Below are 26216 nucleotides of genomic sequence, written 5' to 3'. Positions count from 1 at the left end.
TCTGGCCTCCGCTGTTCTGTAATTCCTCCGGAATTTTGATCAGCGCCGTGGCCGGTCTGCTCCTGATCGGAGCCTTCGCAGTAATGGAGCGGCGCAGCTGCGACCCGCTCGTGCCCCCTCGACTGTTGTCGAACCCGTCGCCGACGGCCTGGCCCTGTGGGGCAAGGTCACATACAACGCGCTCGGCGGCTTCGAACGGCTCACGCTCCTGTCCGCCCTGGCGGCGGTGACCGAGCGCATCGGCCCGATCGCCACCGTCTCCACCACCTTCGACGACCCCTTCCACACGCCGGAAGTTCGCCTCCCTCGACCACCCACCCGAGGTGGGAGCTCCCAGCTATGCCATCTGGTTGCGGACCACGCGCAAGAACGCCGACGGAAGGGTCGTCAGCGGCACCGGCGGCGTCGGCTACCTCCACCTCCCGGCCTGGCCCAGCGCCGTCCAGCGCCAGTGCTGGCTCAGGTGGGCTGCGCTGAGTGGGCGCACCCTAAAGGTCGCCCCGGGCAGGGTCACTGCCGTCGAAGGTGAGGTGACGTACCGGTCCACCATGATCTGGAAGGAGCTGTGCCCCCTTCATCGCGACACCTCGTGGGACAAGCACACCGTGGTCCAGGGTCATGGTGGCCCACTTGTACCGCAGGCCGTACGGTCTTCCTGCCGCATTCCTTTTCTGGTTGCGGGGCACCGTCGCAGGCCGCCTGCGCGACGCCCACCAAGTGGAGTCGGTAACCGCGAACCTCACCGATGTCCGACGCACATGGACGGTGACTACGGCACGCAAGGGCCCGGCCATGACCCATCGGACAGGCCCTAGATGTACAGCGCGTCGAAGACATGGGCGTACTTCTCGTGGACGGCCTGGCGCCTGACCTTCAGCGTCGGCGTGAGCTCCCCGGTCTCCTCGGAGAAGTCATGGCCGAGAATCGCGAACTTCTTGATCTGGGACACCCGTGCGTACCGGCTGTTGGCCTGGTCGACCAGCCCGTGGACGAGTTCAAGGACCTGCGGGTGTGCGGCCAGGGCGTCGATGTCGGCGTGGGGGAGCCCATGGACCTGGGCCCAGGGGAGGATCTGTTCGGCGTCGAGCGTGAGGAGCGCAACCGGGTAGGGCCGCCGGTCGCCGTACATCACGGCGTGGGAGATGAACGGGGATCGGCGCAGGTCGTGCTCCAGGTTCACCGGGGTGATGTTCTTGCCGCCCGCGGTGATGATGATGTCCTTCTTACGCCCGGTGATGGTGACGTACTCGTCGTCCACCGCGCCGAGGTCACCGGTCCGCAGCCAATCTCCGTCGAGCGCCTCGGCGGTGGCCTGCGCGTTGTTCCAGTAGCCGGCGAAGACGTGCGGGCCGCGCAGGAGAATCTCGCCGTCCTCGGCGAGGCGGACCTCGCAGCCGGGGACGGGGAGCCCAATGGTGCCGATCCTGGCGGCGTGCGGAGGGTTGAGCGTGCCGAGTGAGGTGGACTCGCTGAGGCCGTATCCCTCGCACACCGGGACGCCGGCGGCATGGAAGAACCGCAGGACGTCCGGTGCGATCGGCGCGGCACCCGAGATCGCCATCCGCAGCCGACCCCCGAACACCGCCCGGACCCGGGCGAACAGCTGCTTCTCGGCCCGCTCGAAGGGACTGCGCAGTTCGGCGGGTACCGGTCGTCCCTCGGCCTCCAGCCGGCGTACGGCCAACCCGGTCATCACATCCTGGTCGAGCTGGACGGGCGGCTCCTGCGCGGTGAACCGGGCGTGGATCTTCTCGTAGACGCGTGGCACCGACGGCAGGAATGTGGGTGCGACCTCCGCGCAGTCGGACACGATCGAGGAAGCGCCCCCGCTGGAGAACACCACCACCCCGCCGGCGCCGGTCATACCGAGCAGGACGACCTGGGCGAACACGTGCGCCAGCGGCAGGAAGAGGTATGCGACGTCGTCCGGGCCGACCACCCGCAGGTGCTCGGTGACCCGGCAACTCGCCATGAGGTTGCGGTGGGTGAGCACGCAGCCCTTTGGCCGGCCCGTCGTTCCGGAGGTGTAGATGATGACGGCGGGGTCGCCGGTGCGCACCGCCCCGATACGCCTGCGTAGTTCGGCCGGCTCGCCGGCTCGGCCGTCGCGGCGCAGCGCGTCGAGGGAGGGGGGCGTCGCTGTGCCGTGCGCCGGGTCGATGAGCAGGGTGTGCCGCAGCCCGGGGACCCGGTCACGGATCTGCTCGATCTTCGCCAGCTGGTCGGTGTTCTCGCAGATGACCGCGGTGGCACCGGAGTCGCCGAGCACCCATGCGCATTCTTCCGGCGAGCTGGAGGGGTAAATCGGTACCACGACGGCGCCGGCCGCGGCGATGCCGAACTGCACCTGGGCGAACTCGGGGCGGGTGTCGGCGAGTACGCAGACCCGGTCCCCTGGCTGGACGCCGAGTCGGGCGAGTCCGAGCCCGATCTCCCCGGCGGTCTTGCCCAGTTCGGCGTAGGTCAGGTCTTCCCAGCGGCCGTCACGATGGAACCGCTGTGCCGGGGCGTCGCCGAACCGCTCGGCGGCGGCGAAGGCGAGTGTGGCGACCGTTTTGGAAGGTATGGACGTGCTGTGCATGTGCGTTCTCCGCTCAGAGCTGGATCGCCTTGGTTTCGAGGAACTCTTCGAGGCCGTATCTGCCGAACTCGCGGCCGTTACCGGACTGCTTGTAGCCGCCGAACGGGGCGAGGGGGTTGAAGGCGGCGCCGTTGATGTCCACTTGCCCGGTACGCAGGCGGCGGGCCAGGCGCGTGGCGCGTGCCGGGTCGGCCGACCACACCGCGCCTGACAGGCCGTACATCGAGTCGTTCGCGATCCGGACGGCCTCGTCTTCGTTGTCGTAGGGCAGGATCGCCAGCACCGGCCCGAAGATCTCCTCCCGGGCAATGGTCATGTTTGGTGTGACCTGGGAGAACACGGTGGGGTGGACGAAGTACCCATGCGGGAACGGCAGCGGGTCCGGTCCGCCGGCCACCAGCTTCGCCCCCTCGGCGATGCCGGTCTCGATGAAGCCGCGTACGCGCTCCAGCTGGGTCCGCGAGACCACCGGGCCGAGGGCCGTATGCTCACTGAACGGGTCCCCGACGGTGTACGCGGCCGCGGCGTCCGCCACGATCCGCTCGGCCTCGGCGAGCCGGGACCGGGGCACCAGCATCCGGGTCAGTGCGATACAGGTCTGACCGGAGTTGATGAAGCACTTGCTCAGGCCGTGTGCCACCGCCGTCTGCAGGTCGGCGTCGTCGAGGATGATGTTCGCCGACTTGCCGCCGAGCTCCAGCGACACCCGCTTGACCGTCCGCGCGGCCACTTCGCTCACCCGCCGCCCGGCGGCGGTGGAGCCGGTGAACGACACCATGTCCACACCGGGATGTCCGGCGAGCGCCTCCCCGACGACCGGGCCGGTGCCGGTGACCACGTTGAACACCCCGGCAGGCAGACCGGCCTGCTCGGTGATCTCGGCGAGGAGGTAGGCCGTCAGCGGGGCGACCTCGCTCGGCTTGAGCACCACCGTGCAACCGGCGGCGAGGGCCGGCGCGACCTTGCCCGCGATCTGGTGCAGCGGATAGTTCCACGGGGTGATCGCGCCGACCACGCCGACCGGCTCGCGGACGACCAGCGAGTTGCCGATCTCTTCCTCGAACGCATAGCTCCGCAACAGGCCCGGCATCGAACCGAAATCGATGACCGGCAGGCCGGCCTGGATCATGCGGGAATGGGCGAGCGGCATGCCCACCTCGCGGCTGATCAGCGAGGCGATCTCGTCGGCACGGGCCGCCAGCCCGTCGGCGATGGCCTGCAGACAGCGGGATCTTTCCTCGACAGGGGTGGCGGACCAGGTTTCGAAGGCCCGCCGGGCCGCCGTCACCGCACGGTCCACATCGGAGGCGGTGCCCGCCGGGATGCGGGCGATCACTTGCTCGGTGGCCGGGTCGACCACATCGATCGCTCCGGGGCCGGCCGGCTGCGTCCACGCGCCCGCGATGTAGTGCCGGTCCTGGACGGACATTCCGCCGACGTGCGCCATCTGGATCTCCTCGATCGCTTCGTCCTGCATGGGGTCTCCTCCTCGCTCAGGCGCGCAGGGACGGGCGGACCGCGCCGTCGGCAATCGCCCCGGCGGTGCGCCGGGCCAGCGCCATGATCGTGACCATCGGGTTGGTGCCGGCCGCGGTGGGGAAGGCACTGCCGTCACCGATCCACACGCCGGGCGTGTCGTGCAGCTCGCCGTACGGCCCCGCGACGCTGGTCCGGGGATCCGGCCCCATCCGGCAGCTGCCGGTCTGGTGTGCGCTGAACAGCCGCAGCCCGCCCGCACCGAGCGGGAGCCGCCGCACCCGGCGCAGATGGCTGTCCAGGTCGTCACCGGCCCGCCAGTGCGGCGCACCCGTGCCGAGGACATGGATCTCGCGGGCCCCGGCGGCCTCGTGCAGGCGGGCCTGTGCCTCGATCGCCCGGTACGAGAGGCGCACGTCGAGCGGGTCGGTCAGCTCGTAGGTCACCACCGGTTCGCCGGCGGCGTCCACAGTCACGCGGCCATGACCCCGGTCGCGCAGCAGCCCGATGAAGGTGGCGCCGTAGCGGACCTTGGCCATCAGCCGCTTGTGCTCGGCGCCGCTCGCGAAGGGGAGCGCCGAGCCGATGAGCCCCGGGGCGTACTGGGCACCCTCGATCAGGAACCCATGGCCCGACTCGACGTCGGCGAACTCGTCGCACAGCCCCGCGTGCGGAGCCCCCCACCACGCCTTCTGGTCCTCGCCGTAGACCCCGAAGACCGCGGTGGACGGGTGCAGCCGCAGGTGCTTCCCGACGGACGGGCCGCCGATTCCGGAGCGGAGCAGCAGGGCGGGAGACTCCAGCGCCCCACCTGCCACGACGACGTGCCCGGCACGTACGGTGACCTTCGCGCTGCGGCCGGTCGCCGGGTCGGACCAGGTGGCCTCCACGCCGGCGGCCCGGCCGTGCTCGACGCGCACCCGGTCGGCGCGGCAGTGCACCAGCAGGTCGGCGCCGTCCCGGTACGCGTCCTGCAGATAGGTCTTGAGCGTTCCCTGCTTCGATCCGGACTGGTCGCCGAACCCCAGGTACCCCGCGGTGCGCGGATCGTAGCGGTCCGGGTCGGCGTTGCGCACCACTGTCGTGAAGGACCAGCCGAGCCGTTCCGCGCCCTCCTGCATCCGCTGCTGGGGCCCGTTGAGGTCCGAGCAGCGGTCGGTTGCCGAGATACGGGTCAGTACCGCGTCCAGGTGAGCGTCGAAATCGGGCCCCGCCAGCCCGTGCAGGCCGAGCGTCTCCCACTCCTCGCGCACCCACGGATGGGTGCGCAGGCAGTTCGTCCAGTTGACCGTCGTGCCGCCGCCGAGACAGGCCCCGGCCTGGATCGCGACGTTGCCGTCGGCGGTGGCCTGGGGGCCGCCGCGCCAGTACAGGTTCCGGTACGCACGGAGTTCCAGCTGGTCGAAGTCGGCCTCGTCGTACTGCCCGGCGGCCTCCAATATGACGACTTTCAGCCCTCGGCGGGCGAGCTCACCGGCGATCACCCCGCCGCCCGCGCCCGTGCCGACCACGCACACGTCGGCCGCATAAGTGACCTCGTCCCGGTCCGGCACACGGGGGCGGATCGGCCTCAGGGCCGCGGGCGGGCTACTGGCCGGGCCGGGGTACCCGAAGACCCGCCAGTTCGGATTCCGCCCGGTCCGCAGGTCTGCGTCGCCGTAGGCGAGGAAGAGCACCGCGCCCACCAGCCCGCTGATCCCGGACGCGGCCTGCGAACCGAGCAACGACGCGGTGCGCAGGATCTGCTCCCGGGAGGCCTGCGAAGCCCGGGTGATGTCCTGCGCGGCCAGGCCGTCGAGGAGCTGGATCAGCCCCGCACGGCGCTCCGCCGGCATCGTGCCGACGATCCCTTCGAGTGCGGCATCGACGCCCAGGTCGGAGGCGGTGCGTGCCCAGAAGCCGTCGGGATCCTCGGTGCGATCGATGCGCGGCACGACGGTGTCGCATACGACTCGCAGGACGGTCCGCTGGGACTCGCTCAGTCCAGTGGTCATGCCCGGTCCTCCTAGGGTGCAACGATTCTAAGAACGTCTCACATCGACCGTTTCAGGGATTGCCGTTTTCTGCAACACTTCTGGAAGTGTTTCTTTCAGGAGGTGGCTGTATGATCGTCTCGGGTGTCTACAGGGAGGTCGAGCGCGGTGATGGTGGCCGAAACGCCGTTGACGCGGCACTTGGCGGCGGGAAGGGTGCCGCGCCGCAGTCCGCTGGACGCCTTCGAACTCGCACGGCAGCGGTATCTGGCGGGCCGGCGGATCGATATGCAGGACGTTGCCGCCGAGCTCGGCGTCAGCCGGGCCACCCTCTTCCGCTGGGTGGGCAATAGGGACCAGCTGATCGCCGAGGTGATCTGGTCATTCACCGAGCCCGCCCTGGAGGAGGCGGCAGCTGCTGCTCCCGGTCGCGGGGGCGCCCGTATCGCCGCCGTCGTCGAGTCCTTCACGCGCGGCATCATCGAGACCGACTACTTCCATACGTTCGTCTCGCGCGAGCCCGAGGCCGCACTCAGGCTGATGACCACCAAGGCCAGCGTCGTACAGCAGCGCATCGTCGCGAAGATCCAACAGTTGCTGCAGGAGGAGGTGGACCGTGGCGCTCTCGATCCGCCGATGGCCCTCCCCGATCTCGCCTACGTCATCACCCGCATCGGCGAATCGTTCGTCTACGCGGACCTGATCACCGGCGATCAGCCCGATGCGACCAAGCCGGCATCCGCCGTCGCCGCACTCCTGCGCTGATCCATCCGCCTTCACGGTGTCGTGATGAGGGAGCGCATCCACTCGCCCTCCGCCCCCGGAACGCCGCGGGCGAACGCGAGACGGCCGACGAGACCGCCAAGAGGACCGACGAGGCCGTCAACGGGATCGCCCACCGGCTTCATCGGCGCCGGGATGACACCCACGACTGCGGCCCGCCCCGTCTCCGGGGGACCTCCAGGCCCTGCCCGGTGCCGAGACTTCCGTGGTCTCCTGCCGGCCGCCACCCCGAGGTCATCGCCGTGACGCCCTCGCCTCCGAGGAATGATCACCGCTGCCCCGCGCCCTCATCCGACCCCACCGCTTCCCACACCGCAGAAGGGGTGCCAGGCCCATGCCCCTCGACACGCAGATCGCTGCCATTCTCGACCAGCTCAACGCCTTCGCCGCCCCGCCCATCCGCACGACGGACCCCGAACTACCGCGGGAGTCGGAACGGCAGTTGCGCGCCGTGGCCGCCCCCGCCCGATCGAGGTCGGCTCCGTACGGGACACCACCGTTCCGGGCCCGGCCGGAGGCGTCCCCGTGCGGATCTACCGACCGGCCACGGACGGGCCCGCCCCCACGGTGGTCTTCTTCCACGGCGGCGGCTGGATCACCGGAGACCTCGACAGCCCTGACCTCGTCACACGCCGGCTCTGTCGCGACGTCGATGCCGTCTGGGCGCCGTCCACTACCGCAGGTCCCCGGAGCACCCCTTCCCCGCCCCCTACGAGGACTGCCCGGCCGTGACCCGTCACGTCGCCGACCGCATCGACGACTACGGGGCGCGGCGCGACCGCCTCGCGGTGGCCGGGGACAGCGCCGGCGCCAACCTGGCCGCCGTGGTAGCCCAGACCTTCCGCGAGGAGGACCGCCCGCTCGCCGCCCAGCTGCTGGCCTATCCGCCGACCGACTTCGACGGGCAGTACCCCTCACATGCCGAGAACGCCAAGGGGTACTTGCTCACCACCGAGAGCATCGTGGACATCCAGCACCTCTACGCCGGCGACGACCCCGCAGCCCGGTCCTCCGCTCAGGTCTCGCCGCTGCGCGCCGGCCGTCTCGCCGGGCTCGCCCCCGCCATCATCGCCACGGCTCAGTACGATCCGCTCCGGGACGAGGGTCAGGCCTATGCCGTGGCACTCCATGACGCCGGTGTCGAGGTGTTCACACGCAATGACGACGGGCTGATCCACGGCTTCCTGAACATGTTCCCCGCCAGTCCCGCCGCCGACGCGGCCATCGGCGAACTGTGCGCCGAGCTCAAGCGCCGTCTCCACGAAACGGCAGCCGGGTAGCACGCTGCTGACGACGCAGACCGGGGGGTAAGAGATGCGCATCGTTCTGCGCAGCCCATTTCCTGCGAAGGGCGTGATCCGGCCCCTCGTGCCGTGATGCGTCGGCCTGTGGATGCATTGCCGTGCCATCTCTGTGTGTAGCCGGCTCCGCCAACCAGAAAACACCAGATCTCGATAGCGGCCCAGAAGACTGCTCCGCCGGTCTTCCCCACGAGTTGAACAACGCTCAACTCACCTTCTTGGCAAGGGTTGTGGGCCATCCGGGCTGGTCGCTTCCACGTCTTGGCCGGTGGTCGTACGGCTGTGATCTTCGGGAGCTTACGCTGTGCCGGTCCGGCGGTCGGCGGTTCCGGCCGGCCCGTGACAAGCGCACTGTGCGGAGGGAGCACAAGAGCATGGAGCGTCGAGGCCGAGCCGGTCGCACCTACCCTCAAGGGGCGGGCACTACGGGTGCGTTCGCGTGGCGTGCGACCCGTTGCGGTCGCGTGGGGCGGCGCCACGGTCAAAGGCGCTCGCACGCCGCCCTTCCCTGACGTGCACACCCCAATATGTAGCATCGCTTGGACTGATGGCCAACGAGGGAGAGCTGTGCCAAGCATCGACGAGAGTCTGTTGATCCCGTTGGGGCCGGAGGACCCGCAGGAGGTCTCCGGATACCGGTTGCTCGCGAAGGTCGGAGAGGGCGGAATGGGGGCCGTCTACCTTTCGCAGACCCGAGGCAACCAGCCGGTCGCACTGAAGGTCATCCGCCGCGAGTTCGCGCAGAATGCCGATTTCCGGGCCCGCTTCGAGCGTGAGGTGCAGGCCGCGAGCCAGGTTTCCGGATACCACATCGTGCCGGTCCTCGACCACGACATGAACGGCGAGCAGCCGTGGATCGCCACCTCCTACGTCCCCGGCCTGCCCCTGGACGAGGCGCTGGCCCGGTTCGGCCCGCTCCCACTCTCCGCCACCTTCCAGCTCATCAGTTGCACGGCGCAGGCGCTGAGTTCGGTGCATGCGGCCTCGGTGATCCACCGGGACCTCAAGCCCAGCAATATCCTGCTCAGTTCCAAGGGCCCCTGGGTGATCGACTTCGGTATCGCCCGTGCCACCGACGCCACCCAGCTCACCCAGACCGGTGGTTTCATCGGCACCCCGCAGTACATGTCGCCGGAACACGCGCTGGGCAAGGCCGTCACCGGAGCCACCGACATCTTCGCCCTCGGCCTGATCGCCGCCGTGGTGGCCACCGGCCGCCACCCGTACGGGGACGGCTCCGGCATTTCCATCGCCGCCACCATCGCCAACACCGACCAGCGGCCGCCGGACCTGAGCGGGTACCCGGATGCCCTGCGGGAGGTTCTGGCGCGCTGTCTGGCTCCCGACCCGGCGCAGCGGCCGGGCCCCGCCGCTCTCGCGGATTGGTGTGAACAGGCCTTGGGGCGGCAGCGGCGCGACTTCGCCGGCTGGCTGCCCGCACCGCTCGCCGCGGAGATCGCCGGCCGGGAGGAGGCATCCCGGCGCCCTCCGCAGCCGGCCGCCCCTGCCCCCTCGCCCGTCCGCACGCCCACCCAGGCCATCGGCGGGGCTCCGGCCACCACGCCCACACCCGCGTACGCCGCTCCTACTGAGGCGGCCGCGCCGCCGCAGACGCCCAGGCCGCACTCGTCGGCGCCGGGGGCCGTCGCCTCCAGCCCGCGACGCCGTCAACTGATCATCGGCGGCGCCGTACTCGCGCTGGTCGCCACGGCAGGGGTGGTCTGGACCGTCATCCCAGGCGGTGACGACAGCGCCGGCAAACACGCTTCCACCAAGACCAGGGACCACGCGGGCAGTGGGCCCTCGAACGAGGCGGACGCCCCCGTACAGGCCGGCTACCGGCTGGCGTTCGAGGACAAGCCGATCTCCCTCGGATATCCGTCCTCGCTCCACGGATTCAGCAATACCGACCTCGATGTCGCGGTCAACGACAAGAACGCGCCGGAGGCGAAGCAAGTCTCCACCAGTAACAGCGAGATCACCATGTGGTCCTCCGAGATCCTCTTCCGTACCACGTTCGGCAAGAGCCTCGGCGTCACGCCTCAGGAGTGCTCAACAGCACCCAAGAGCAATCCGATTCCGCACGCCTGGCAGGCCAGGGAACTCGGTGGCCGCAAACGAATTTCCCAGGGCGATCTGCTCTGTACGGTCACGAGCAACGGCAATCTGGCGCTGTTCAAGATCACCGAAGCCTCCGGCGGCCAGGACGGGACTGCCACGAAATCGGGGGTAGCCACCCTCCCCCAGTACAAGGGCCTTGTCACCCTGTGGAAGCCGGTGTCGAAGTAACCACGCCGAGCGGGCCCGGCGTGACATGACCATCAAGCGGCTTCGCGTGGCGACAGGCGGGCGCGTGCTACCCGCGGCGAGCACCTGCTGGTAGCGCACGCCGGCCTGGTTCACCCACGGCGGGCGAGGCGGCTGATGCATGAGTCTGTGGTCTCGCCAGGTCGTGGGCGGACTCGGATGGGCAGCGGGCGGAGGTCGTGCGGCAGCGATGGGGTCACCGGCGGGCTGCTGGTCTCCGGACACGCCGCCCCGCACCGGGCCCAGTACGCGGAACTGCACAAGAGCGACGACGAGACGCTGATCGCCGAAGTCCGGCGGCTCGGCAACCTCGACGCGGAGGCCTGCGACATCCCCGAACTGCGCGAACTGCCGCTCCCGGTACTGCGCACCGACTACCGGCCCATCGAGAACCACCGTCCCCAGCACCCAGGCCGCGTACGGCGCCGATCACGGCCTACACCGGTGACGACGACCCCCACTGCGCCCTCGAGGACGCACACACCTGGTCCGAGCTGACCGCCCCCGGCGCATTCGACGTCCGTTCGTTCCCGGGCGACCACTTCTCTCTCGTGCCGCGCGAACGCGAACCGCTCGCCGACATCACCGACCGCCTGCGGTGAAGAACCGGCCGCGCGGCGAATCACCGACGGGCAGTCGGACCCACCGCAGCCACGACCGGTAGCGGCATCTTTCGCTGTCACCGGGTCGTCGATCGCAGACGTCGGAGACTTGCCCTCCCGCACGTGCACCACACCCAGCGGTCGCGGGAGCTCGTCCCGGGGCGCAGGCCCTGGACAGGCTGCGCTACCCGAGCGCCGTTTCGGCGCGGGCGGCGAAGTCCAGCACGGTGCGGGCGCTGAGGGACCAGGCGTGGGCGGTGGGACGGTGCAGGGTCTGGACGAGCAGGACCGAACCGTGGGGGAGTGGTTCGATCGTCAGCCGTCGGGCCACCTGCCAGCTGTGGTTCCGGTCGGTACCGGCCGTGGCAGGAGTCAGGGCATGGGCCATGTCGACCAGCTCGGTGTCCCTGTTCAGACAGTTTGCGGTTGCGGGGTCTCCTTCGAAGAGGGCGGGGGCGGAGCCACCGGCCGTAATCAGTTCGATGTGTGAGGGAACCGGTGGCGCCAGGGGCACCGCATAGAGGAGGTGGCTCAGTCCGAGGCTTCGACGGATTCCCGAGCGCCCGCCCAGGACCGAAGCACGTAGTTCGAAGGGTCTGGGCGCCTGGGCGTCGATGTAGATGAAGCAGTGCGTTGGCGCAGGCATTCCGCTGAACCGCTCGCGCGGCGGGAGCAGACTCCCGGCCGGTACGCCGGTGCTCTCGGCCGGCAAGGTGACGGCCAACGGCGATTCTGCAAGACCAAGTTCGTCCTCCAGCGCTGCGCCGATGTCGGCGGCAACCTTCTCCGGATATGCGCTTCGGCCGGTCCAGATCGCGGCGGGCATTGCGGTCTCCTCGCTTCGTCAGGAAAGTCCGGCGGCTTCCTGGCGGACTTGCGCTGCCTGGTGCTCTTCCCCCGTGGCCGCCAGCAGTTCGCTCAGACGCCCCAGCGCTGCCCTTCGTTCCGCTGGGAACCGCCCCGGTCGGACCCGGGTGAGCTCACGCCAGAGATCGGCGGCCTCCCTGGCCTGCCGCAGCGCTTCCGTGTGCTGGCCCTGAGCGGCCAGCTCGTCACGGCTGGTGTCCAACTGCTGCGCCCGACGCAGCAAGGTCTGCGTGCGATCTTCGACCGGGACCGGCGCGGCGGCCTCCTCTCGGGCGACCCTCCGCCTGCGTACGGCCACGCTGAGATATCCCACCAGGGCGATCAGCGCTCCGGTGATGACGGCAGAAACCAGCTTGTGCAAAAGATCATTCACAGGGACACCCGTTCATTCAATGAGGACGCGCACCTACGGATACGCGTGAAGGACGCAGAGGCACGACCGGCTGTTCGGCACCTTGCCTGCCAACTGTCGTGGGAGACGCTGAAATGACGATGAAATCTCGATCACGCTCAGGACCGGAGGTTTCGAGATGAACGAGGCTCTTCCCAACGGCTTCGGATGGCAGCGCCCGGGCCCGTGGCGGGCCTGCTGTGGGACGCCGCTGGATCCGGGTCCGGTACGGCGGCAGGCGGTGCCGACTGCCCTGCTGGTCGGTCGGCACATACCCGGCTCACATGACGGGGCCACCGCCCATTGCACGCATGTCCCAGGGCCGATGAACCTTCCATCGGCCCCGGGACATGCACGATCAACAACGCGAAGACGGCCGCGCTGATCCGCCGCGCGATCACCTGAGCGCCGGGCCTGCCCTGGAGGGGCTGGTCGAGGGGCACCTCGTACACCACATGGCCTCGGAACGCCCGCGGTTGCCTGACCCGGCAGCCGTGTCAGCACGGCCCGTCAGCGTCGCGCCCCCCGAGACGGGGCCGCTTGGCGGGGTGCTCAGGCGTCGTACCAGGTGACTCCGTCACCGCCGTCGTGGCCGATGGTCTGCGTCATGACATTGCCGTCCTGCCAGTACTTGGGGTGCTGGTTCAGGAAGCCGGGGATGGACTGGACCGAGGTGGCGTCGCACGCCAGGTCGGTGCGGATGCAGAAGCGCTGCACCGGGACGCCGTCGAACTTCGCCGGGCCGGCGCCCGTAGAAGTGAATCCCAAGGCACTCCAACCCTTCGGGACCCGGGCCCAGATGCCGGTGTCGGGCTGCAGGGGGTCGGCGTACAGCATGCCGTTCACCTGCGAGCGGGGTATGTCGGTGTCGCCCTTGGCTATCGTCTGGAGGACCTGGTCGGCCACTTGCGCGCCTTGGGAGTAGCCGACGATCGTGAAGCGGGCGCCCGGATCGCGGCGGTAGGTGTCCTCGGCCGTGGCCAGCAGGTTCCGGTATCCCTCGCGCACGCTGGCGTCGTAGCTCGGTGCGTTGACGTCCGGGGCGTTGTGGCCGTTGAGCCAGGGTCCGGCGCTCGCCGGATAGCAGACCGGCACCGGGATACCACCGTTGAGGTGCTTGTTGGCGAATGCATAGGTGGAGGTGCAGTCGGGCGCGGCCGCCGCCGAGCCTGTGCCGCCGACCTCCAGGTAGTAGTGATGCACCGAATCGGCGTGGGCAACGGTGGGTGCGACGGCGCTGGCGGCCACCATGGCTGCCGCCGCACCGGCCGCGCCCATCGCCTTCTTCCATCTGCTGGACAAGGTCATCGCTCTGCTTCTCCTCGAGCTGAGGTAGGACACAACTGCTGTGCTCGGACTTGACGTTAGCCACAGCCGTTGGAATGGCGATGAAACGAAGGAATGCGTTGATGGCGCCGTATCCGAACCGGCAGTGGGCGGTGCGCCCCTGGGCGACCGCCGCCTGCCATGAACGGCAGCTGGGCCGCCGGCGGCCATCGCGGAATCCTCTCGGGATCGGCTCATCGTCATGAGCGCAGGCCGTCTGTTCTTAGGCGCTCAATGAGTGTGCAGAAGACGAAGGAGTTCGGGATTTTGGACTCCGTTGGCCTCAGCCTGTGCCAATTCCCGTCGATATTGAGCCTGATGGCCCCATTCTTCCTCTCGATCTGCTGCACCTGCGGCCACCGCGCGGACACCTCTCCAGATCCGACCTTCTCCAGGGTCAGCCAGACGTCCCCGAAGGTGAGTCGCTCGCCCTTGCCGAGTGCGGCCCATGCCCGGGGTAGCTGGGCATGGGTGACGGCCCGTCGGATCTCGGGCCCCCATTCCTCCGCGTCGCTGTCCTCCGGCCTGCCGTGCAGCACGATTCGCTTCCCTTCGACGTCGGTGAGCGTGTAGGTGCGAGTGATTCCGACGCGGGCCGGGCCGTGCGGGTGCCGGGTGGTCTCCTGGAACACAGAGGTGGTGTCGTAGCGGACGACATGGATCCGACCCTTGACGGCAACAGTCATCCCGTGGTCGTACAGGTCCAGTCGCGCGTCTGCGCGCGGCTTCCTCGCGGAAGGCCGGCCGTACCGGGCGAAAGCCAACAGACCCCGGATCACCCGGATCCCCCGGATCGGGCCGGCCTGCGCGTGAGTCCTGTGCGCGGCTGCCGCGTAGGTGGCAAGCCGCTTGCCGATGTGCGCGCGGCCGGCCGCTGCGGAGATCCTCGCCAGCAGCAGCTCCTCACCGCGCGTACGCGGCATCGGCCGGATCATGGCGTGGTGGGCGCGAGGCCGAGGTCGGCATCGCATCCGCGCAGGATCATCTGGTGCGTCTGCCTCAGCAGTCGGCCCGGCGGCACCCCCAGGTCGTCGGCCAGACGGCGGCGGGTGCGGTCGAACACGGTCAACGCGTCGGCCTGCCGGCCGCTACGGTACAGCGCACGCATCAGCATCACGGCGACCGGTTCGTTCAGAGGCTGCTCCACGGCCAGGGCTCGCAGCTCGGCGGTCGCCTCGGAGTGCCGGCCCAGCCGCAGCTGCCAGTCCAGCTTCCGCTGTACGAGGGCGATCCGGCGCTCGGTGAGCCGCAGCCGCTCCAGCTCCGCGAATGGCCCGGGCAGGCCTGCCAGCAGCTCTCCGCGGAACAGGTCCAGTGCCTGGGTGCAGACCCGGACCGCCTCGGTCAGTTCGCCGGCTCGCCCGGCCGTCCCGGCGGCGGCGACCAGTTCCTCCATGCGCGTCACGTCCACCTCGACCGCGCCGGGGACCAGCCGGTAGCCGCACCGATCGCGCTGGATCACCGAATCCGTGCTGTTCTCCCTGCGCAGGATCTTCCGTAGTCGGTAGATGTACACCGGCACCACGTTCGTGATCGGCGGCTCCATCCCCCACACTCCGTCGAGCAGTTCCTGCTGGCTGACCGTCCGGTCCGGGCACAGCGCCAGCGCTGCCAGCACTGCTTGCTGGCGAAGATGCCCCAGGTCCACGGGCTGTCCATCGCGCCATGCCTGCATCGGCCCGAGCATGGAGATCCCCACCTGCGGTTCGCGTGCCCGGCGGATGACGGTTCGCGGTACCGGGTTTGCCGCCTCACGGGGGCCCTGGCGGGGAACGACCAGGCCGCAGTCGAAGGCGTGGACTATGGCGGCGGCTCGGTCGCGCAGCTCGAGCTTGGCGAGGATCCGGGCGAGATGTCCGTCCACCGCGTCCTCGGGGAGGGCGAGGGCGGAGGCGATCTCGGCGTCTGTCAGGCCACAGCCGACCGCGTAGAGCACCTCGCGCTCCCGGTGCGTGAGCGTGGTGACGGTCGGTTGACCGATGGTCGCGGTCGTCGGCATCGCGGGCTCTCCTGACGTCGAGTGGTCGGTCGGGCGGATGCCGTCGACGCTGGCCCCGGCACCGTGCAACGGACAGGCCAGCAGACCGGCCGTATCCGGCCGGTGGCCGCGCTAGAGTCCCTCACCTGGGGAAATCGACTTGCCGGGGGAAGGCCGTGACCTGTGACCAGTGAGTTCAGCGCGCTGTTGAGACGGCTGCGGCGTGAGGCGGAAATGACTCAGGAGGCCTTGGCGGAGCGCGCCGGAGTGGGCGTCCGCACCATCCGCGGGTTGGAGACCGGCGAGCGCGCCGACCCCAGAGTGACCACGGTGCGGCTACTGGCCGACGCGCTCGGGCTGAGCCCCGAGGAGCGCGAGGGGCTGCTGGCGGCCGCCGTCCGCCGGACCGGGGACGGCAGCCCACCGGAGGGCTCAACCGTCCCGACCGCCCACGCTGAGCCGGTCGCAGGCGGCCCGCCGGGGTCATTGCACGAAACCCTGGCCGACGTATCCGAGCAGCTCGCGCAGACGGTGGCCGCCCGCTGGCGGCGAGAGGAGGAGCAGCGGCAGGTCCACGATCCCTACCCGCTGCCGGTGCGCTGGCAACCGGTCGCCGAGGAGCTGACCGATCACTGGGCCAACATCCGCCGGCTGCCCGCCGGGGGTACACACGGCCCGTTGGACCTGAGCGGGCAACTCGACGAGATCGTGGGCGTGTACCGGCGGATCCCGTCCGGGCGGCTGGTGGTGCTGGGCCGCTCAGGCTCCGGGAAGACGATCCTCGCCGTGCGGCTCGTCCTGGACCACCTGAAGTCGAGGGGCCGCGCCGATGCCGTACCGGTGATCTTCAGCATCGGCTCGTGGGATCCGACCGCCATGACGTTCCGGGACTGGCTGGCCGCGCAACTGACGCGCGATCACCCCGCTCTCGCTGTCCCAGGACCCGGCGGATCGAGCCTGGCCGCCGCACTGGTCGAGACCGGCCGGGTGCTCCCCGTGCTGGACGGCTTCGACGAAATCGCCGACGGCCTGCGCCGTCCCGCGCTGGAAGCGCTCAACGCCACCACTCTTCCCCTGCTGCTGACGAGCCGTCCGTCCGAGTACGCCGCCGCGGTGGCGGAGACCGACGTACTCACCTCTGCCGCCGCGGTGGAACTGACCGACCTCACTGTGAGCGATCTGACCGACTACCTCCCGCGCACCACGCGCAAGGCCCGCGACGGGGCCCTCTCGGCGACTGCCTGGGATCCCGTGCTGAGCGAACTGCACGAGCGGCCGCACAGCCAGGCCGGTGCCAACCTCGCCGCCGTGCTGACCACTCCGCTGATGGTCACGCTCGCCCGCGCTGTCTACAGCGACACCCCCGACAACAACCCGGCCTCGCTCCTGGACACCCGGCGATTCGGCCGCCCCCAGGAGCTGGAGGACCACCTTCTCGACAACTTCACCGCCAGCGTCTACCGCCCTCGGCCCGAGCACCGCCCCGGCAGCGGGCCGCGCCGCGCCTTCGACCCGGAACGCGCCCAGTACTGGCTCGGCTATCTGGCCCACCACCTGACCCGGCTCGACACCCCCGACCTGGAGTGGTGGCGGCTCGGTCACGGGTTGCGCCGCACCACGCGCACACTGGTGACCGCGCTGGTGATCTGTCTGGCCATCGGGCTCGTCGACGGTGTCGTCGGCGCCCTCTTCGACTCCTTCGCATTCCAGCTCGCGGACGGGCTGGTGGTGGGACCCCTCTCCGGGCTCCTGTTCGGGATCGCGTACTGGTTCCTGGCCGCGGCCAAGGACGCGGTTGTGGAGCCGTCCGCCGTGCGCATGAAGATATTCGGCAGGGAAGGGAAGACCAGGCGGAGATCCCTCCGCCGACTGGTGATCGGGTTGCTCTGCGGGTTCCTGTTCGGCGTCGGCTACGGCTTCGTACGCGCAGCGCTCAACGGCGTCCTGTTTCACATCAGCATCCCGACCGTCCTGGCCATCGGCCTCGGCGACGGCATCATCTACGGCCTGATGTTCGCGCTGGGAGCCGGACCCGCCCTGGGCCTCCTGACCCTCTTCGAAACCCCTCTCGACATCCGATCCGCCGTCAATCCGGTCAGCCTCCTGCGCACGAATTGCCGGACGGTCGCCACCCAACTCCTCGTCTGGGCACCCACCTTCGGACTCATGGTCGGCCTCGGATCCATGGTGGTGATCCGGCCCGTGGCGGCGTTCCTGGGCCCGGTCGTCTGGAATCTCACGGCCGCGCTCAAGCTCGGTGTCATCAGTGGGCTCGGCGGCGCCCTCGGTTACGCGTTCAGTCTGACCGCCTGGGGTCAGTGGACGGTCTTCGCGCGCATCTGGCTGCCGCTGACCGGCCGGCTGCCCTGGCCCGTCGTCACCTTCCTCGAAGACGCCTACCAGCGGGGCGTGCTCCGCCAAGCCGGCGCGGTCTACCAGTTCCGCCACGCTCGCCTGCAACAGCACCTCGCCCGCGCCTACCGGGCGACGCGGAGTCGATCCGGGTCGCGCGGAAGGCGCGCCTCATAGCTCAGTCGGCGGCGGCCGTGCCGATCCCCCGGCGGCGCAGCAGATGGCGGTGGCGGCGCAGCCTCCACCTGGTCACAAGAACCGCGACGATCACGGTGCCCAGCAACCCCCGGCGGAACGGCACCGAATCCACGAATTCCGTCCACGAGAAACGCCGGTCCGCGGCCTTCCGCGCCCTCGGAGGCATCGGCTTCAGCGCCGGCTCCGCGCCGGCCCCGCGGACTTTCCGCCGAAACGGCATCGCTCGGAAGCGCGTCGAGCCGTCGCAGCGACTGGGCCGCTACCGCTGGGTCGTGGACCGGACAGTCTTCTGGCTGTCGGGTAACGGGGCCTCGGCCGGCGGGGCTGTCCGCGGTGACGCCTCGGACAGCCCCGCGTCGTGCTCAGGCGTGCTCACTCAGTGGCAGGTGGTGGTGCCGCTGTCGGAGTAGGTCTTGCCCGCTTCGGGGACGAACTGCCAGTCGTAGCTGTTGGCGTGCAGGGTGAACTTGAGGACGCCGTAGGTGTCGCTGTTGCGGGCTTGGCTGTTGGGCAGGATGGTGCCGAAGCTGTAGTGGCTGGCACCGCCCATCCCGGCGACGAAGTGCCGGATGCCGCGGGCGTTGTCGAGCTGCCCGCTCGGGTTCATGGGAGCGAACCGCTCGTACTGGTGGTTGTGGCCGGTGGCGATGACCTCGGCGTTGTTGTCGTACAACGCCTGGACGAGCGGCCCGGTCGAGGTGTTGGGTGCGTGGTTGGCGCCGGAGGTGAACCGCGGCTGGTGCCAGTAGGCGATGGTGCACGGCTTGGTGCTGGCCGCCAGGTCAGAGCGCAGCCACTGCTCCTGCGCCGAGCCGACGGACATGCTGATCTCGGAGTCCAACGAGACCACGTGCCAGGTGCCGAGGTCGTAGGAGTAGTACCCCCGACCGGACGGGCCGGCGTTGGCGCCGAAATAGTTGAAGTAACCCGTGGCGCCGGACGTGTGGTAGTCGTGGTTGCCCGGCGACGGGCTGGTGCGGGCCTTGTGCCGGCCCCATGTCGGCCCGTAGTAGCTGGTGAAGTTCGACGCGGTGCCGTCCGGGTAGGCGTTGTCGCCCGCGGTGAACACCGTGCCCGGGATGCCGTCCAGCAGGTTGGCGGTTGCGGTGTCGCCGGAGCCGGAGGTGGCGATGTCGCCGGCGCCGACCAGCACCGGGTCGGCGGCGAGCGCCGCCGTGCGGGTCGAGGTGGACTTGTTCGCGGCTGCGGTGGCCCCGGGGGCGGTCGAGAGCAGAGCGGCGACGGCGGCCGTGCTCGCTGCGGCTGCTGCGATGGCCATCGATGCTCTTCGGATGTGGCGGGTGCGCATGGCGTGATCCCTTCCGAGTGAAGGCTGTGGCTCGGCGCGGGGGGCGGTGAGGAACTTAGGGTTCCGCTGTGCGCCCGGCCACAGCGGTCAGGTGAACGTTGGGCGTGCGGGAGATGAGGCTTTTTCGCTCTCGCACACGCGTGCTGGCGAGTCGTCATCGCGACACGGGCCGTTCACCAACTCCAAGCCTGCCCGCCTGTGTTCGTACCTGGTTCACGGATCAAGGGCCCCGGACGATGGGGCACCGTCATCGCGGTCATCGCGGCCGACTGCCGCCGGAGGCGAAGGCTCCCGGGGCAGCGGTCACCGCGGCGGCGACCCATCCCTACGTCCGGCGGAAACCGCAGGAGGTGCGTGGCTGCATGTACCTGTCCACGATCGGCAGGTCGAGCACTGCCGACAGCACAGGCGAGTCCGGCGGGCGCCGGCTGCGTGCCATCGGCGCCAACGTCTTCGCGCTCGGCGCGGTCAGCCTGGTCACCGACATCTCCGCAGAGATGGTGACCGCAGTCCTTCCTCTCTACCTGGTCCTCGGCCTCCACCTGAGCCCGATGGCGTACGGGGCGATCGACGGGGTCTACACCGGCGCCACGGCGCTGCTGCGGATCGTCGGCGGCTACGTCGCCGACCGGGTACGCAACCGCAAGGCGGTCGCAGGCGTCGGCTACGCGCTCTCTGCCGTGGCCAAGCTCGGTCTGCTCGCGGCCGGTCGGTCGGTCGGCGCGGTCGGGCTGGTGATCGCCTTCGACCGGGCCGGAAAGGGGCTGCGCACGGCGCCCCGGGACGCACTGATCACCCTGTCGACGCCGCCGAAGGCGCTGGGCCGGGCCTTCGGCGTGCACCGGGCGATGGACAGCTTCGGCGCCTTCCTCGGCCCGTTGGTGGCCTTGGCCGTGCTCGCCGCCACCGCCCAGTCCTTTGACGCGGTCTTCGTCACCAGCTTCTGCGTGGCCGTCCTCGGTGTCGTGCTGCTCGTACTGTTCGTCCGCGACCGGCGCGAGGCACGACCCGCGACCGGGGCCGTCTCACCGCGCGGCGCCTTCTCGCTGCTGCGGGCCGCGCCGGTCCGCCGTCTCGTCCTCTGCGCCTGCCTGCTCGGGCTGGCCACCGTCGGCGACGGTTTTGTGTATCTGCTCCTGCAGTGTCGCGAGGAGCTGCACGCAAGCTGGTTTCCGCTGCTCGCGGTCGGCACCAACCTCGGCTATCTGCTGCTCGCGGCTCCTCTCGGCGCCCTGGCCGACCGGGTCGGCAGGCTGCCGGTGATGCTGGGCGGCTACACCGCGCTGATCGCCGTCTACCTGTTGCTGTACGGCCCACTGGGCGGATGGCCACTGATCGCCTCGACGCTCGCCCTTTACGGAGTCTTCTACGCCGCGACCGACGGCGTGCTCATGGCGCTGGCCGGCCCGCTGCTGCCCGAGCGGCTGCGCACCACCGGCATCGCTGTCATCCAGACCGGCCAAGCGCTGGCCTATCTCGTCTCCTCGGTTCTGTTCGGGATGGCATGGCAGGCGTGGGGTCCGGTCACGGCCAGCGGGGTAGCCGCCGCAGGCGTCGTGGTGGCGGTGGTCGCTACCGCGGTGCTGCTTGCCCGCCGGCCCGCTGCCCTCACCCCGGAGGTGTCCCGTTGACCGCCTTGACCCAACGGACCCGCATCGTCCTGGCCCTGGCCGCCACCGCCGTCCTCGCCACCGTCGCTGTCGGCTACGTCCGGCTGGCTGCCGACCGGAGCCCCGCGGCTGCCACCACCACGACCGGGGACCGCGTGACACTGGCTCCTGGCCCGCGGTTGCTCGTGGTCAGCGGCCGCCGCCTCGCCACCGTCTCCCGGGACGACCCGAGCGGTCCGCCGGCCGTTGCCCCGCTGGAGTGCGTGCGCGTCTACGCAGCGGCAGGCACCGGCATCTGCGTCCGTCCTGACTCCCCGTGGTCGTACCATGTCGCCGTCCTCGACCGGGACCTCCACGAGAAGCGGGCGTTCCGGGTCCCCGGTCTGCCCAACCGGGCCCGGGTCTCGGCCAGCGGCCGGATGGTGGCGTGGACCACCTTCGTCGGCGGCGACTCCTACACCAGCAGCGGCTTCTCCACCCGCACCGGCATCCTCGACACCCGCACCGGGACGGTCGCCGCCACGCTGGAGAAGTTCACGGTTACCAGAGAAGGGCGGCCCTATCGGGCCGCCGACCTCAACTTCTGGGGCGTCACCTTCACCGCCGACGACAACCGGTTCTACGCGACCATGTCCACGGCGGGCCACCGTTACCTCGTCCAGGGCGACTTCGCCCGCAGAACCGTCCGCACCCTGAAGCAGAACGTCGAGTGCCCCTCACTGTCACCCGACGGCACCCGCATCGCGTTCAAGGAGGCCATCGGCAGCGATCCCACCCGCGGCTGGCGGCTGTCCGTGCTCGACCTGACCTCGATGCGGGTCACACCGCTGGCCGAGACCCGCAGTGTCGACGACCAGGCGGCCTGGCTGGACAACACCACCGTCGGCTACACCGTTCGAGACAGCAGCGGCGACCCCGACGTCTGGTCCGTCCCGGCTGACGGATCCGGCACACCCCGCCTGCTGGTGCCCCACGCCGAGTCCCCGGCCGCACTGGGTTGACCGCACCCCACAAAGCTCAAGGAGGAGGACGAACCGCGCAGCGCGCAACGGAGTCTCCGGGCCAAAGGAACGAGGCACAGCCCACACAAGGACGACGAGCTCCCCGCATCGCAGATGCCGATTAATCGCCGGAGGTGCCGCACAGCCGATTACTACTGTCGACCGTGACCGTGACCGTGACCGTGACCGTTACCGTGACCGTGACCGTGACCGTTACCAAGGCAGCCACAGCCGTGGATCCGCTGTCGGATCCGCAGCCACCCGCGTGAATACTGATCACCATGCGCATCGACTTTGATCCTGCTGCTATGTCCCGCAACGAGTTCTACAAGCTGCTCACAGCGACGGTGGTGCCGCGGCCCATCGCCTGGGTGTCGACCATGTCCCACGACGGGACGGCGAACCTGGCACCTGCGAAGTTCTGAGGAAAGCGGTATCGGCTGAGGCGACGTTAGCCCTGGTCAACGCAGGTCACAAGGAGCCGGCAAGTGAGGGGAACGTGGCCCTGCATGGCCCGGCGGGGGTGTTCGTGGGGCTTCCTTTCGGTCGGCACCGCTCTGGGTACCGCCCGCCGTCATTTGGTAGGGCACTCTTCACACCGCCGCCAGGCAGCTGTCGGCACTGATGACTACCTGCAGGTTCTTCGTTTATTGGTGGTACGCGACCTCCCCCTACTCTGACCTGCGGCAACGGGTGGAAATGCCCGATGCGAAGCCGAGTTGGTCCGCACCTGGCCCGGATCTTGGCACGTGGTGTCGGCGGCGGAGTTTCCCGCGGTACTCCATGGCAATGTTGCAGCTGCCGTTCAGCCACCCGGGTCAACCTGACTTCGGCGGCTTCTGCGCGTCGAAAGCGAAGAGGGTGTTCTTGGCCGCGGCCACGATCACCGCACGCCCTGCAAGAGTCACACGTGGGCTTGCGCCCTGCTGGCCCGTCAACCCATCGGCCTGCGGATCTGTTGTCCACAGGGGTTTGCCATCGTGCGGCGACAGCGCGACCACCCGGCCGGTGGCCGAGCTGAAATACAGTGCGCCGGCTCCCGCAACAGGACCCGACGCGCCCTCCACGCCAGTCTGCCGCGACCACTTCTTCCGGCCGGTCGCGGGGTCGAGTGCGGTGACGAGACCGGTCTGCCCGCTCACGTAGACGGTGCTGTCCGCCATGCCGGGCGTCCCCACGTATGTCTTGGCCAGTCGGGAGTACGTGACCTTCCGCGAGGCCGGATCGACCCGTGCCACCCCGTTGTAGCGGTCCAGCTCCGTTCCTCCCATGTGTATTTGCAGGAGTACGAGCCTGCCGTTGGCGACGCCCATCGGCACGGCGGGGCCGTTGACCGCGACGGGCCTGCCCAGTGTCCCCGAGGCGCGGTCGACCGGGTACAGGGTGGGGTGGCGCACCGCCAAGGCATCCACCTCCGCATCCGTCGCGCACATCGCGACGAGCTGTGGGCCCACCGGGACGGGAGCGCACTGCTTACCCGCAGGGAATGGCGACGTCCATGTGACCTGACCGCTGTGCGCGTTGCGGGCCTCGAAGCGGGAGTTGGAAGCGTCGACCGTCACGACGTCGGAGCCGACCACAATGGCGTCCTGAGTCCGACCCGTGACGGCCGTCGACTGGGCGCCGGACGGCACGGACCACAGCTCCCGGCCGTTGTTGGCGTCGATGGCCACCACCTCGCTGGGAGGGTCCTGCGGGGCGTCCTGGGCGGCGAAGCGGTAACCGAGCACCGTGTCGTCGGTGGCGCCCACCAGGTGCATGCCGTTGGCGGGGACGCCGGGGCTCTTCGCCGTCCACACCCGCGAGCCGTCCCTGGCCCTGATGCGGGTCGCGACAACACTGCCGCCCCCGCAGAACAGCGCGTCGCCGCGCGCGACGCAACGCAGCTCGTCGGGTATGTCCGGGCGACCGCCCGGCACGGTCTTGTGCCACGGCTTGAAGCCGTCCGGAAGTGCGGCACCCGGGGCCGCAAGGCTGTTGCCCTTGTCGCCGCCGCTGTTCCCCCCAAAGCCGCCCGCCGTCAGTGCGGCGACTCCTCCACCGATCCCTGCCACCGTGACCGCGACCGCGGCCGCGAACACGGGACGCCATCGGCGACGCACTCGGCGGCCGATGGGGGTGTCGGCGCTCCCCGTATCGGGACCGGCCGGGGTGGTGGTCGGGGCAGTCGGCGCCGGGGTGGTCGGCGTCGGGGTGGTCGGCGTCGCGAAGTGATGCTGGGTGATCATGTCGCGGGTGCGGCCCGCGTCACCTCCCGTCGCGTCGGTCTGGCCGAGGTCGGCCGGCAGGTCCCGTAGCAGCACGAGGAGTTCGTCCGATGAGGGGCGCCCGTTGGGCTCCTTGGCCAGGCACGACTCGACGACCGTGCGCAAGGCAACCGGCACGTCCTCCAGCGACGGCTCCCCGTGCACCACCTGATACGCAGCTATGTATGGGCTGTCCGCGTCGAAGGGCCCGTGGCCCGTCGCGGCGTACGCAACCAGTGTCCCCAGCGAGAAGACATCGGACCGCGGCCCCACATCACGCGGTGCTTGCAACTGCTCCGGCGACATGAAGGGCGGCGTACCGATGACCCGCCCTGTAATCGTCAGCGTCTGCTGGTCCACAGCGCGCGAAATGCCGAAGTCGATGACGCGTGGGCCCTCGGGCGAGAGCACGACGTTCGAGGGCTTCAGGTCACGGTGGACGACCCCCACCCGGTGGATGTCCCGCAGCGCCTCCGCCAGCCCGATGGCGAGCCTCCTCAGCTCCGCTCCGTCCAGCGGGCCCTTCGTGGCGATGCGCCGGGAGAGCGTGTGCCCCTGGATATAGGTGGTCGCCATCCACGGCTGCTCGGCCTCAGGGGCAGCGTCGACCACGGCGGCGGTGAACGCGCCGCTCACCCGCCTCGCCGCCGCCACCTCCCGCCGGAAGCGGATGCGGAACTCGTCGTCCGCCGCGAACTGCTGGTGGATCAGTTTGACCGCGACAGGTCGCCCTGAACTCGTACGGGCCAGAAAGACCGTGCCCATGCCACCCGAGCCGAGCCGGGCCTCAAGTGGATAACCGCCGATCTCGGCTGGGTCACCTTCGCGCAGCGACACTCTTCCCGACCTCCCGTCCCCCGTGCACCTCTGCCACCACGGGCCTGCGTACCAGTCCTGCACACAAACTAGCCGCTCCAGCGCCTGTGCCTGACATCCCTCCCGCTCCGTCAGTTTCTGCAGCACCTCATCGAAGTGCTGCGTCTTCTCCGCGGCGGTCTGCGCGCGGGGCGGTGTGGGCGATTATCGGTGCCTCGGGGCCCGGCCGGGTTGTTCCGCTGGATGCAGGCGACGTCGATGAGTTCCTGACGGACGACGGACTTGGTCCGCTTGCGGTCGCCAGAGACACATTGCCTGGTGCGGCACTGGACCGCGGTGAAGCCGCCGTCAGCCGCGACCACGGCTCCTGTGATGAAGCTGGAGCGTGGTGAGGCGAGGAAGCACAGGACCTCCGCGATCTCTTCGGGCTGTGCCACTCGGCCCAGGGGTTGCGCGTCGGCGAAGGGCGCCAGGTACGCACGGCTGTCGGAGCGGATCGTGTCGAGGAAATCGGTCTCGATAACGCCTGCGGCAACGATGTTGGCGCGGAATCCCAGTGGCCCGCCCCCGACTGCGAGAACCTTGGTCAGCTGGGCCAGAGCGCCCTTCGACGCGCTGTAGGCGGCACCTTCGGGCAGAGCGACGGTTCCTGTGTGATGTCGCCACTTATCGCGAGGACGCCGGGAAACTCGTCCGGCAGAGACCCGCAGCGCGCCTGGTCCGTGAGGCCAAGCAAGGCCGCGAAGGCGGCCCGTGCCGCGGCCGACAGCACCTCCGGCGCCGACGGCCGCAAGCACTACGTCCGCGCCGTATGACGGAGCAGGGGCGTCGCGTGGCTGGGCGCCCGGCTGCAGCGGCCCCAGCCGATGCCGAAACCGCTGTCCCTCACCTTGTACGACATGCGATGCTCCTCACCGTGCAGAGCAGTCACATAAGCCCCGTCTTCGTCGGCCGCAGTGCCGAGCTGGCCGCCCTCGGCGAGGCCCTGTCCCGGGCGCACGCCGGGGAGCCCCGCACCCTCTTCGTGGGCGGCGAGGCCGGCGTCGGCAAGACCCGGCTGATTCAGGAGTTCCTCGGCCGGGCCGCCGCGGACGGCGCC

19 protein-coding genes and 3 pseudogenes are annotated in these 26216 nt (G+C 69.9%); 10 read left to right on the top strand and 12 right to left on the bottom strand.

Annotated elements, in window-relative coordinates; genetic code table 11:
• Positions 1–139: 139 nt before the first annotated feature.
• Positions 140–311, top strand: a pseudogene (locus AB0D04_RS36195) (LLM class flavin-dependent oxidoreductase); the annotation flags it as partial.
• A 500-nt stretch (positions 312–811) separates the two neighbouring features.
• On the opposite strand, the gene AB0D04_RS36190 reads toward AB0D04_RS36195, so the two are convergent.
• The 3 genes from AB0D04_RS36190 to AB0D04_RS36180 all read right to left on the bottom strand — a co-directional run bounded on the left by AB0D04_RS36190 (position 812) and on the right by AB0D04_RS36180 (position 6051).
• Complete coding sequence (locus tag AB0D04_RS36190) at positions 812–2581, bottom strand: long-chain fatty acid--CoA ligase (RefSeq protein WP_362711650.1); 1770 nt, start codon at positions 2579–2581, stop codon at positions 812–814.
• Between the two features lie 13 nt (positions 2582–2594).
• Positions 2595–4010 carry an aldehyde dehydrogenase family protein gene (locus AB0D04_RS36185; RefSeq protein ID WP_362711652.1) on the bottom strand — a complete coding sequence of 472 codons (1416 nt, stop codon included), beginning with the start codon at positions 4008–4010 and terminating at the stop codon, positions 2595–2597.
• Positions 4011–4074: 64 nt separating this feature from the next.
• The gene (locus tag AB0D04_RS36180) at positions 4075–6051 is read right to left on the bottom strand and encodes a GMC family oxidoreductase (RefSeq protein ID WP_362711649.1); all 1977 of its coding nucleotides are present in this window, start codon (positions 6049–6051) and stop codon (positions 4075–4077) included.
• A 123-nt stretch (positions 6052–6174) separates the two neighbouring features.
• Here AB0D04_RS36180 and AB0D04_RS36175 point away from each other — a divergent pair, with 123 nt between their 5' ends.
• From AB0D04_RS36175 to AB0D04_RS36160, 4 genes are all read left to right on the top strand, one after another.
• Complete coding sequence (locus AB0D04_RS36175) at positions 6175–6795, top strand: QsdR family transcriptional regulator (RefSeq protein WP_362711648.1); 621 nt, start codon at positions 6175–6177, stop codon at positions 6793–6795.
• 656 nt (positions 6796–7451) lie between these two features.
• Entirely contained in the window at positions 7452–8093 is a 642-nt protein-coding gene (locus tag AB0D04_RS36170) for an alpha/beta hydrolase (protein ID WP_362711651.1), read from the top strand.
• A gap of 588 nt (positions 8094–8681) precedes the next feature.
• On the top strand, positions 8682–10403 hold the full coding sequence (locus AB0D04_RS36165; protein WP_362711647.1) for a serine/threonine-protein kinase: 1722 nt from the start codon (positions 8682–8684) through the stop codon (positions 10401–10403).
• A 177-nt stretch (positions 10404–10580) separates the two neighbouring features.
• Complete coding sequence (locus AB0D04_RS36160) at positions 10581–10919, top strand: thioesterase domain-containing protein (protein ID WP_362711646.1); 339 nt, start codon at positions 10581–10583, stop codon at positions 10917–10919.
• Positions 10920–11207: 288 nt separating this feature from the next.
• Here the strand turns inward: AB0D04_RS36160 and AB0D04_RS36155 are convergent, their stop codons facing one another.
• The 5 genes from AB0D04_RS36155 to AB0D04_RS36135 form a co-directional block, all read right to left on the bottom strand.
• Entirely contained in the window at positions 11208–11849 is a 642-nt protein-coding gene (locus AB0D04_RS36155; RefSeq protein ID WP_362711645.1) for a hypothetical protein, read from the bottom strand.
• Between the two features lie 18 nt (positions 11850–11867).
• Entirely contained in the window at positions 11868–12263 is a 396-nt protein-coding gene (locus AB0D04_RS36150) for a hypothetical protein (protein ID WP_362711644.1), read from the bottom strand.
• Between the two features lie 570 nt (positions 12264–12833).
• Positions 12834–13589 carry a PE-PPE domain-containing protein gene (locus tag AB0D04_RS36145; protein WP_362711643.1) on the bottom strand — a complete coding sequence of 252 codons (756 nt, stop codon included), beginning with the start codon at positions 13587–13589 and terminating at the stop codon, positions 12834–12836.
• A 218-nt stretch (positions 13590–13807) separates the two neighbouring features.
• A complete protein-coding gene (locus AB0D04_RS36140) occupies positions 13808–14530 on the bottom strand; it encodes a DUF6585 family protein (RefSeq protein WP_362711642.1) in 723 nt (240 codons plus the stop codon).
• An 8-nt stretch (positions 14531–14538) separates the two neighbouring features.
• A complete protein-coding gene (locus AB0D04_RS36135) occupies positions 14539–15606 on the bottom strand; it encodes a BTAD domain-containing putative transcriptional regulator (RefSeq protein WP_362711641.1) in 1068 nt (355 codons plus the stop codon).
• A 162-nt stretch (positions 15607–15768) separates the two neighbouring features.
• Between AB0D04_RS36135 and AB0D04_RS36130 the strand changes: the two genes are divergently transcribed.
• The gene (locus tag AB0D04_RS36130) at positions 15769–18114 is read left to right on the top strand and encodes a helix-turn-helix domain-containing protein (protein ID WP_362711640.1); all 2346 of its coding nucleotides are present in this window, start codon (positions 15769–15771) and stop codon (positions 18112–18114) included.
• A 1-nt stretch (position 18115) separates the two neighbouring features.
• On the opposite strand, the gene AB0D04_RS36125 is transcribed toward AB0D04_RS36130, so the two are convergent.
• Both AB0D04_RS36125 and AB0D04_RS36120 read right to left on the bottom strand, forming a co-directional pair.
• Complete coding sequence (locus AB0D04_RS36125; protein ID WP_362711639.1) at positions 18116–18247, bottom strand: hypothetical protein; 132 nt, start codon at positions 18245–18247, stop codon at positions 18116–18118.
• A gap of 264 nt (positions 18248–18511) precedes the next feature.
• Entirely contained in the window at positions 18512–19414 is a 903-nt protein-coding gene (locus AB0D04_RS36120) for a metallophosphoesterase (protein ID WP_362711638.1), read from the bottom strand.
• 392 nt (positions 19415–19806) lie between these two features.
• Here AB0D04_RS36120 and AB0D04_RS36115 point away from each other — a divergent pair, with 392 nt between their 5' ends.
• From AB0D04_RS36115 to AB0D04_RS36105, 3 genes and pseudogenes are all read left to right on the top strand, one after another.
• Positions 19807–21075 carry an MFS transporter gene (locus AB0D04_RS36115; RefSeq protein WP_362711637.1) on the top strand — a complete coding sequence of 423 codons (1269 nt, stop codon included), beginning with the start codon at positions 19807–19809 and terminating at the stop codon, positions 21073–21075.
• Positions 21072–22055, top strand: coding sequence for a hypothetical protein (locus AB0D04_RS36110; RefSeq protein ID WP_362711636.1), 984 nt, complete (start codon positions 21072–21074; stop codon positions 22053–22055). Before AB0D04_RS36115 ends, AB0D04_RS36110 begins: the two co-directional genes overlap by 4 nt.
• A 281-nt stretch (positions 22056–22336) precedes the next feature.
• Positions 22337–22468 (top strand): annotated as a pseudogene (locus AB0D04_RS36105) (flavin reductase family protein); the annotation flags it as partial.
• Between the two features lie 405 nt (positions 22469–22873).
• Here the strand turns inward: AB0D04_RS36105 and AB0D04_RS36100 are convergent.
• Complete coding sequence (locus AB0D04_RS36100) at positions 22874–25138, bottom strand: serine/threonine-protein kinase (RefSeq protein WP_362711635.1); 2265 nt, start codon at positions 25136–25138, stop codon at positions 22874–22876.
• A gap of 308 nt (positions 25139–25446) precedes the next feature.
• A pseudogene (locus tag AB0D04_RS36095) lies at positions 25447–25764 on the bottom strand (SDR family oxidoreductase); the annotation flags it as partial.
• 257 nt (positions 25765–26021) lie between these two features.
• Here AB0D04_RS36095 and AB0D04_RS36090 point away from each other — a divergent pair.
• The coding region (locus tag AB0D04_RS36090) for an ATP-binding protein (protein ID WP_362711634.1) at positions 26022–26216 on the top strand (195 nt) is incomplete at its 3' end.

This window comes from Streptomyces sp. NPDC048483, assembly GCF_040651455.1.
Lineage (GTDB): Bacteria > Actinomycetota > Actinomycetes > Streptomycetales > Streptomycetaceae > Streptomyces.
Note: the sequence above shows the minus strand (reverse complement) of the source record. Positions and strands in the feature narration are given on the sequence as shown.

What these genes read in the sequence shown, in the direction of transcription:
- AB0D04_RS36140 (WP_362711642.1), bottom strand. Translation starts at nt 14,530, where the DNA reads ATGCCGCGTACGCGCGGTGAGGAGCTGCTGCTGGCGAGGATCTCCGCA.
- AB0D04_RS36185 (WP_362711652.1), bottom strand. Translation starts at nt 4,010, where the DNA reads ATGTCCGTCCAGGACCGGCACTACATCGCGGGCGCGTGGACGCAGCCG.
- AB0D04_RS36115 (WP_362711637.1), top strand. Translation starts at nt 19,807, where the DNA reads ATGTACCTGTCCACGATCGGCAGGTCGAGCACTGCCGACAGCACAGGC.
- AB0D04_RS36135 (WP_362711641.1), bottom strand. Translation starts at nt 15,606, where the DNA reads ATGCCGACGACCGCGACCATCGGTCAACCGACCGTCACCACGCTCACG.
- AB0D04_RS36155 (WP_362711645.1), bottom strand. Translation starts at nt 11,849, where the DNA reads ATGCCCGCCGCGATCTGGACCGGCCGAAGCGCATATCCGGAGAAGGTT.
- AB0D04_RS36190 (WP_362711650.1), bottom strand. Translation starts at nt 2,581, where the DNA reads ATGCACAGCACGTCCATACCTTCCAAAACGGTCGCCACACTCGCCTTC.
- AB0D04_RS36160 (WP_362711646.1), top strand. Translation starts at nt 10,581, where the DNA reads ATGGGCAGCGGGCGGAGGTCGTGCGGCAGCGATGGGGTCACCGGCGGG.
- AB0D04_RS36180 (WP_362711649.1), bottom strand. Translation starts at nt 6,051, where the DNA reads ATGACCACTGGACTGAGCGAGTCCCAGCGGACCGTCCTGCGAGTCGTA.
- AB0D04_RS36120 (WP_362711638.1), bottom strand. Translation starts at nt 19,414, where the DNA reads ATGGCCATCGCAGCAGCCGCAGCGAGCACGGCCGCCGTCGCCGCTCTG.
- AB0D04_RS36145 (WP_362711643.1), bottom strand. Translation starts at nt 13,589, where the DNA reads ATGACCTTGTCCAGCAGATGGAAGAAGGCGATGGGCGCGGCCGGTGCG.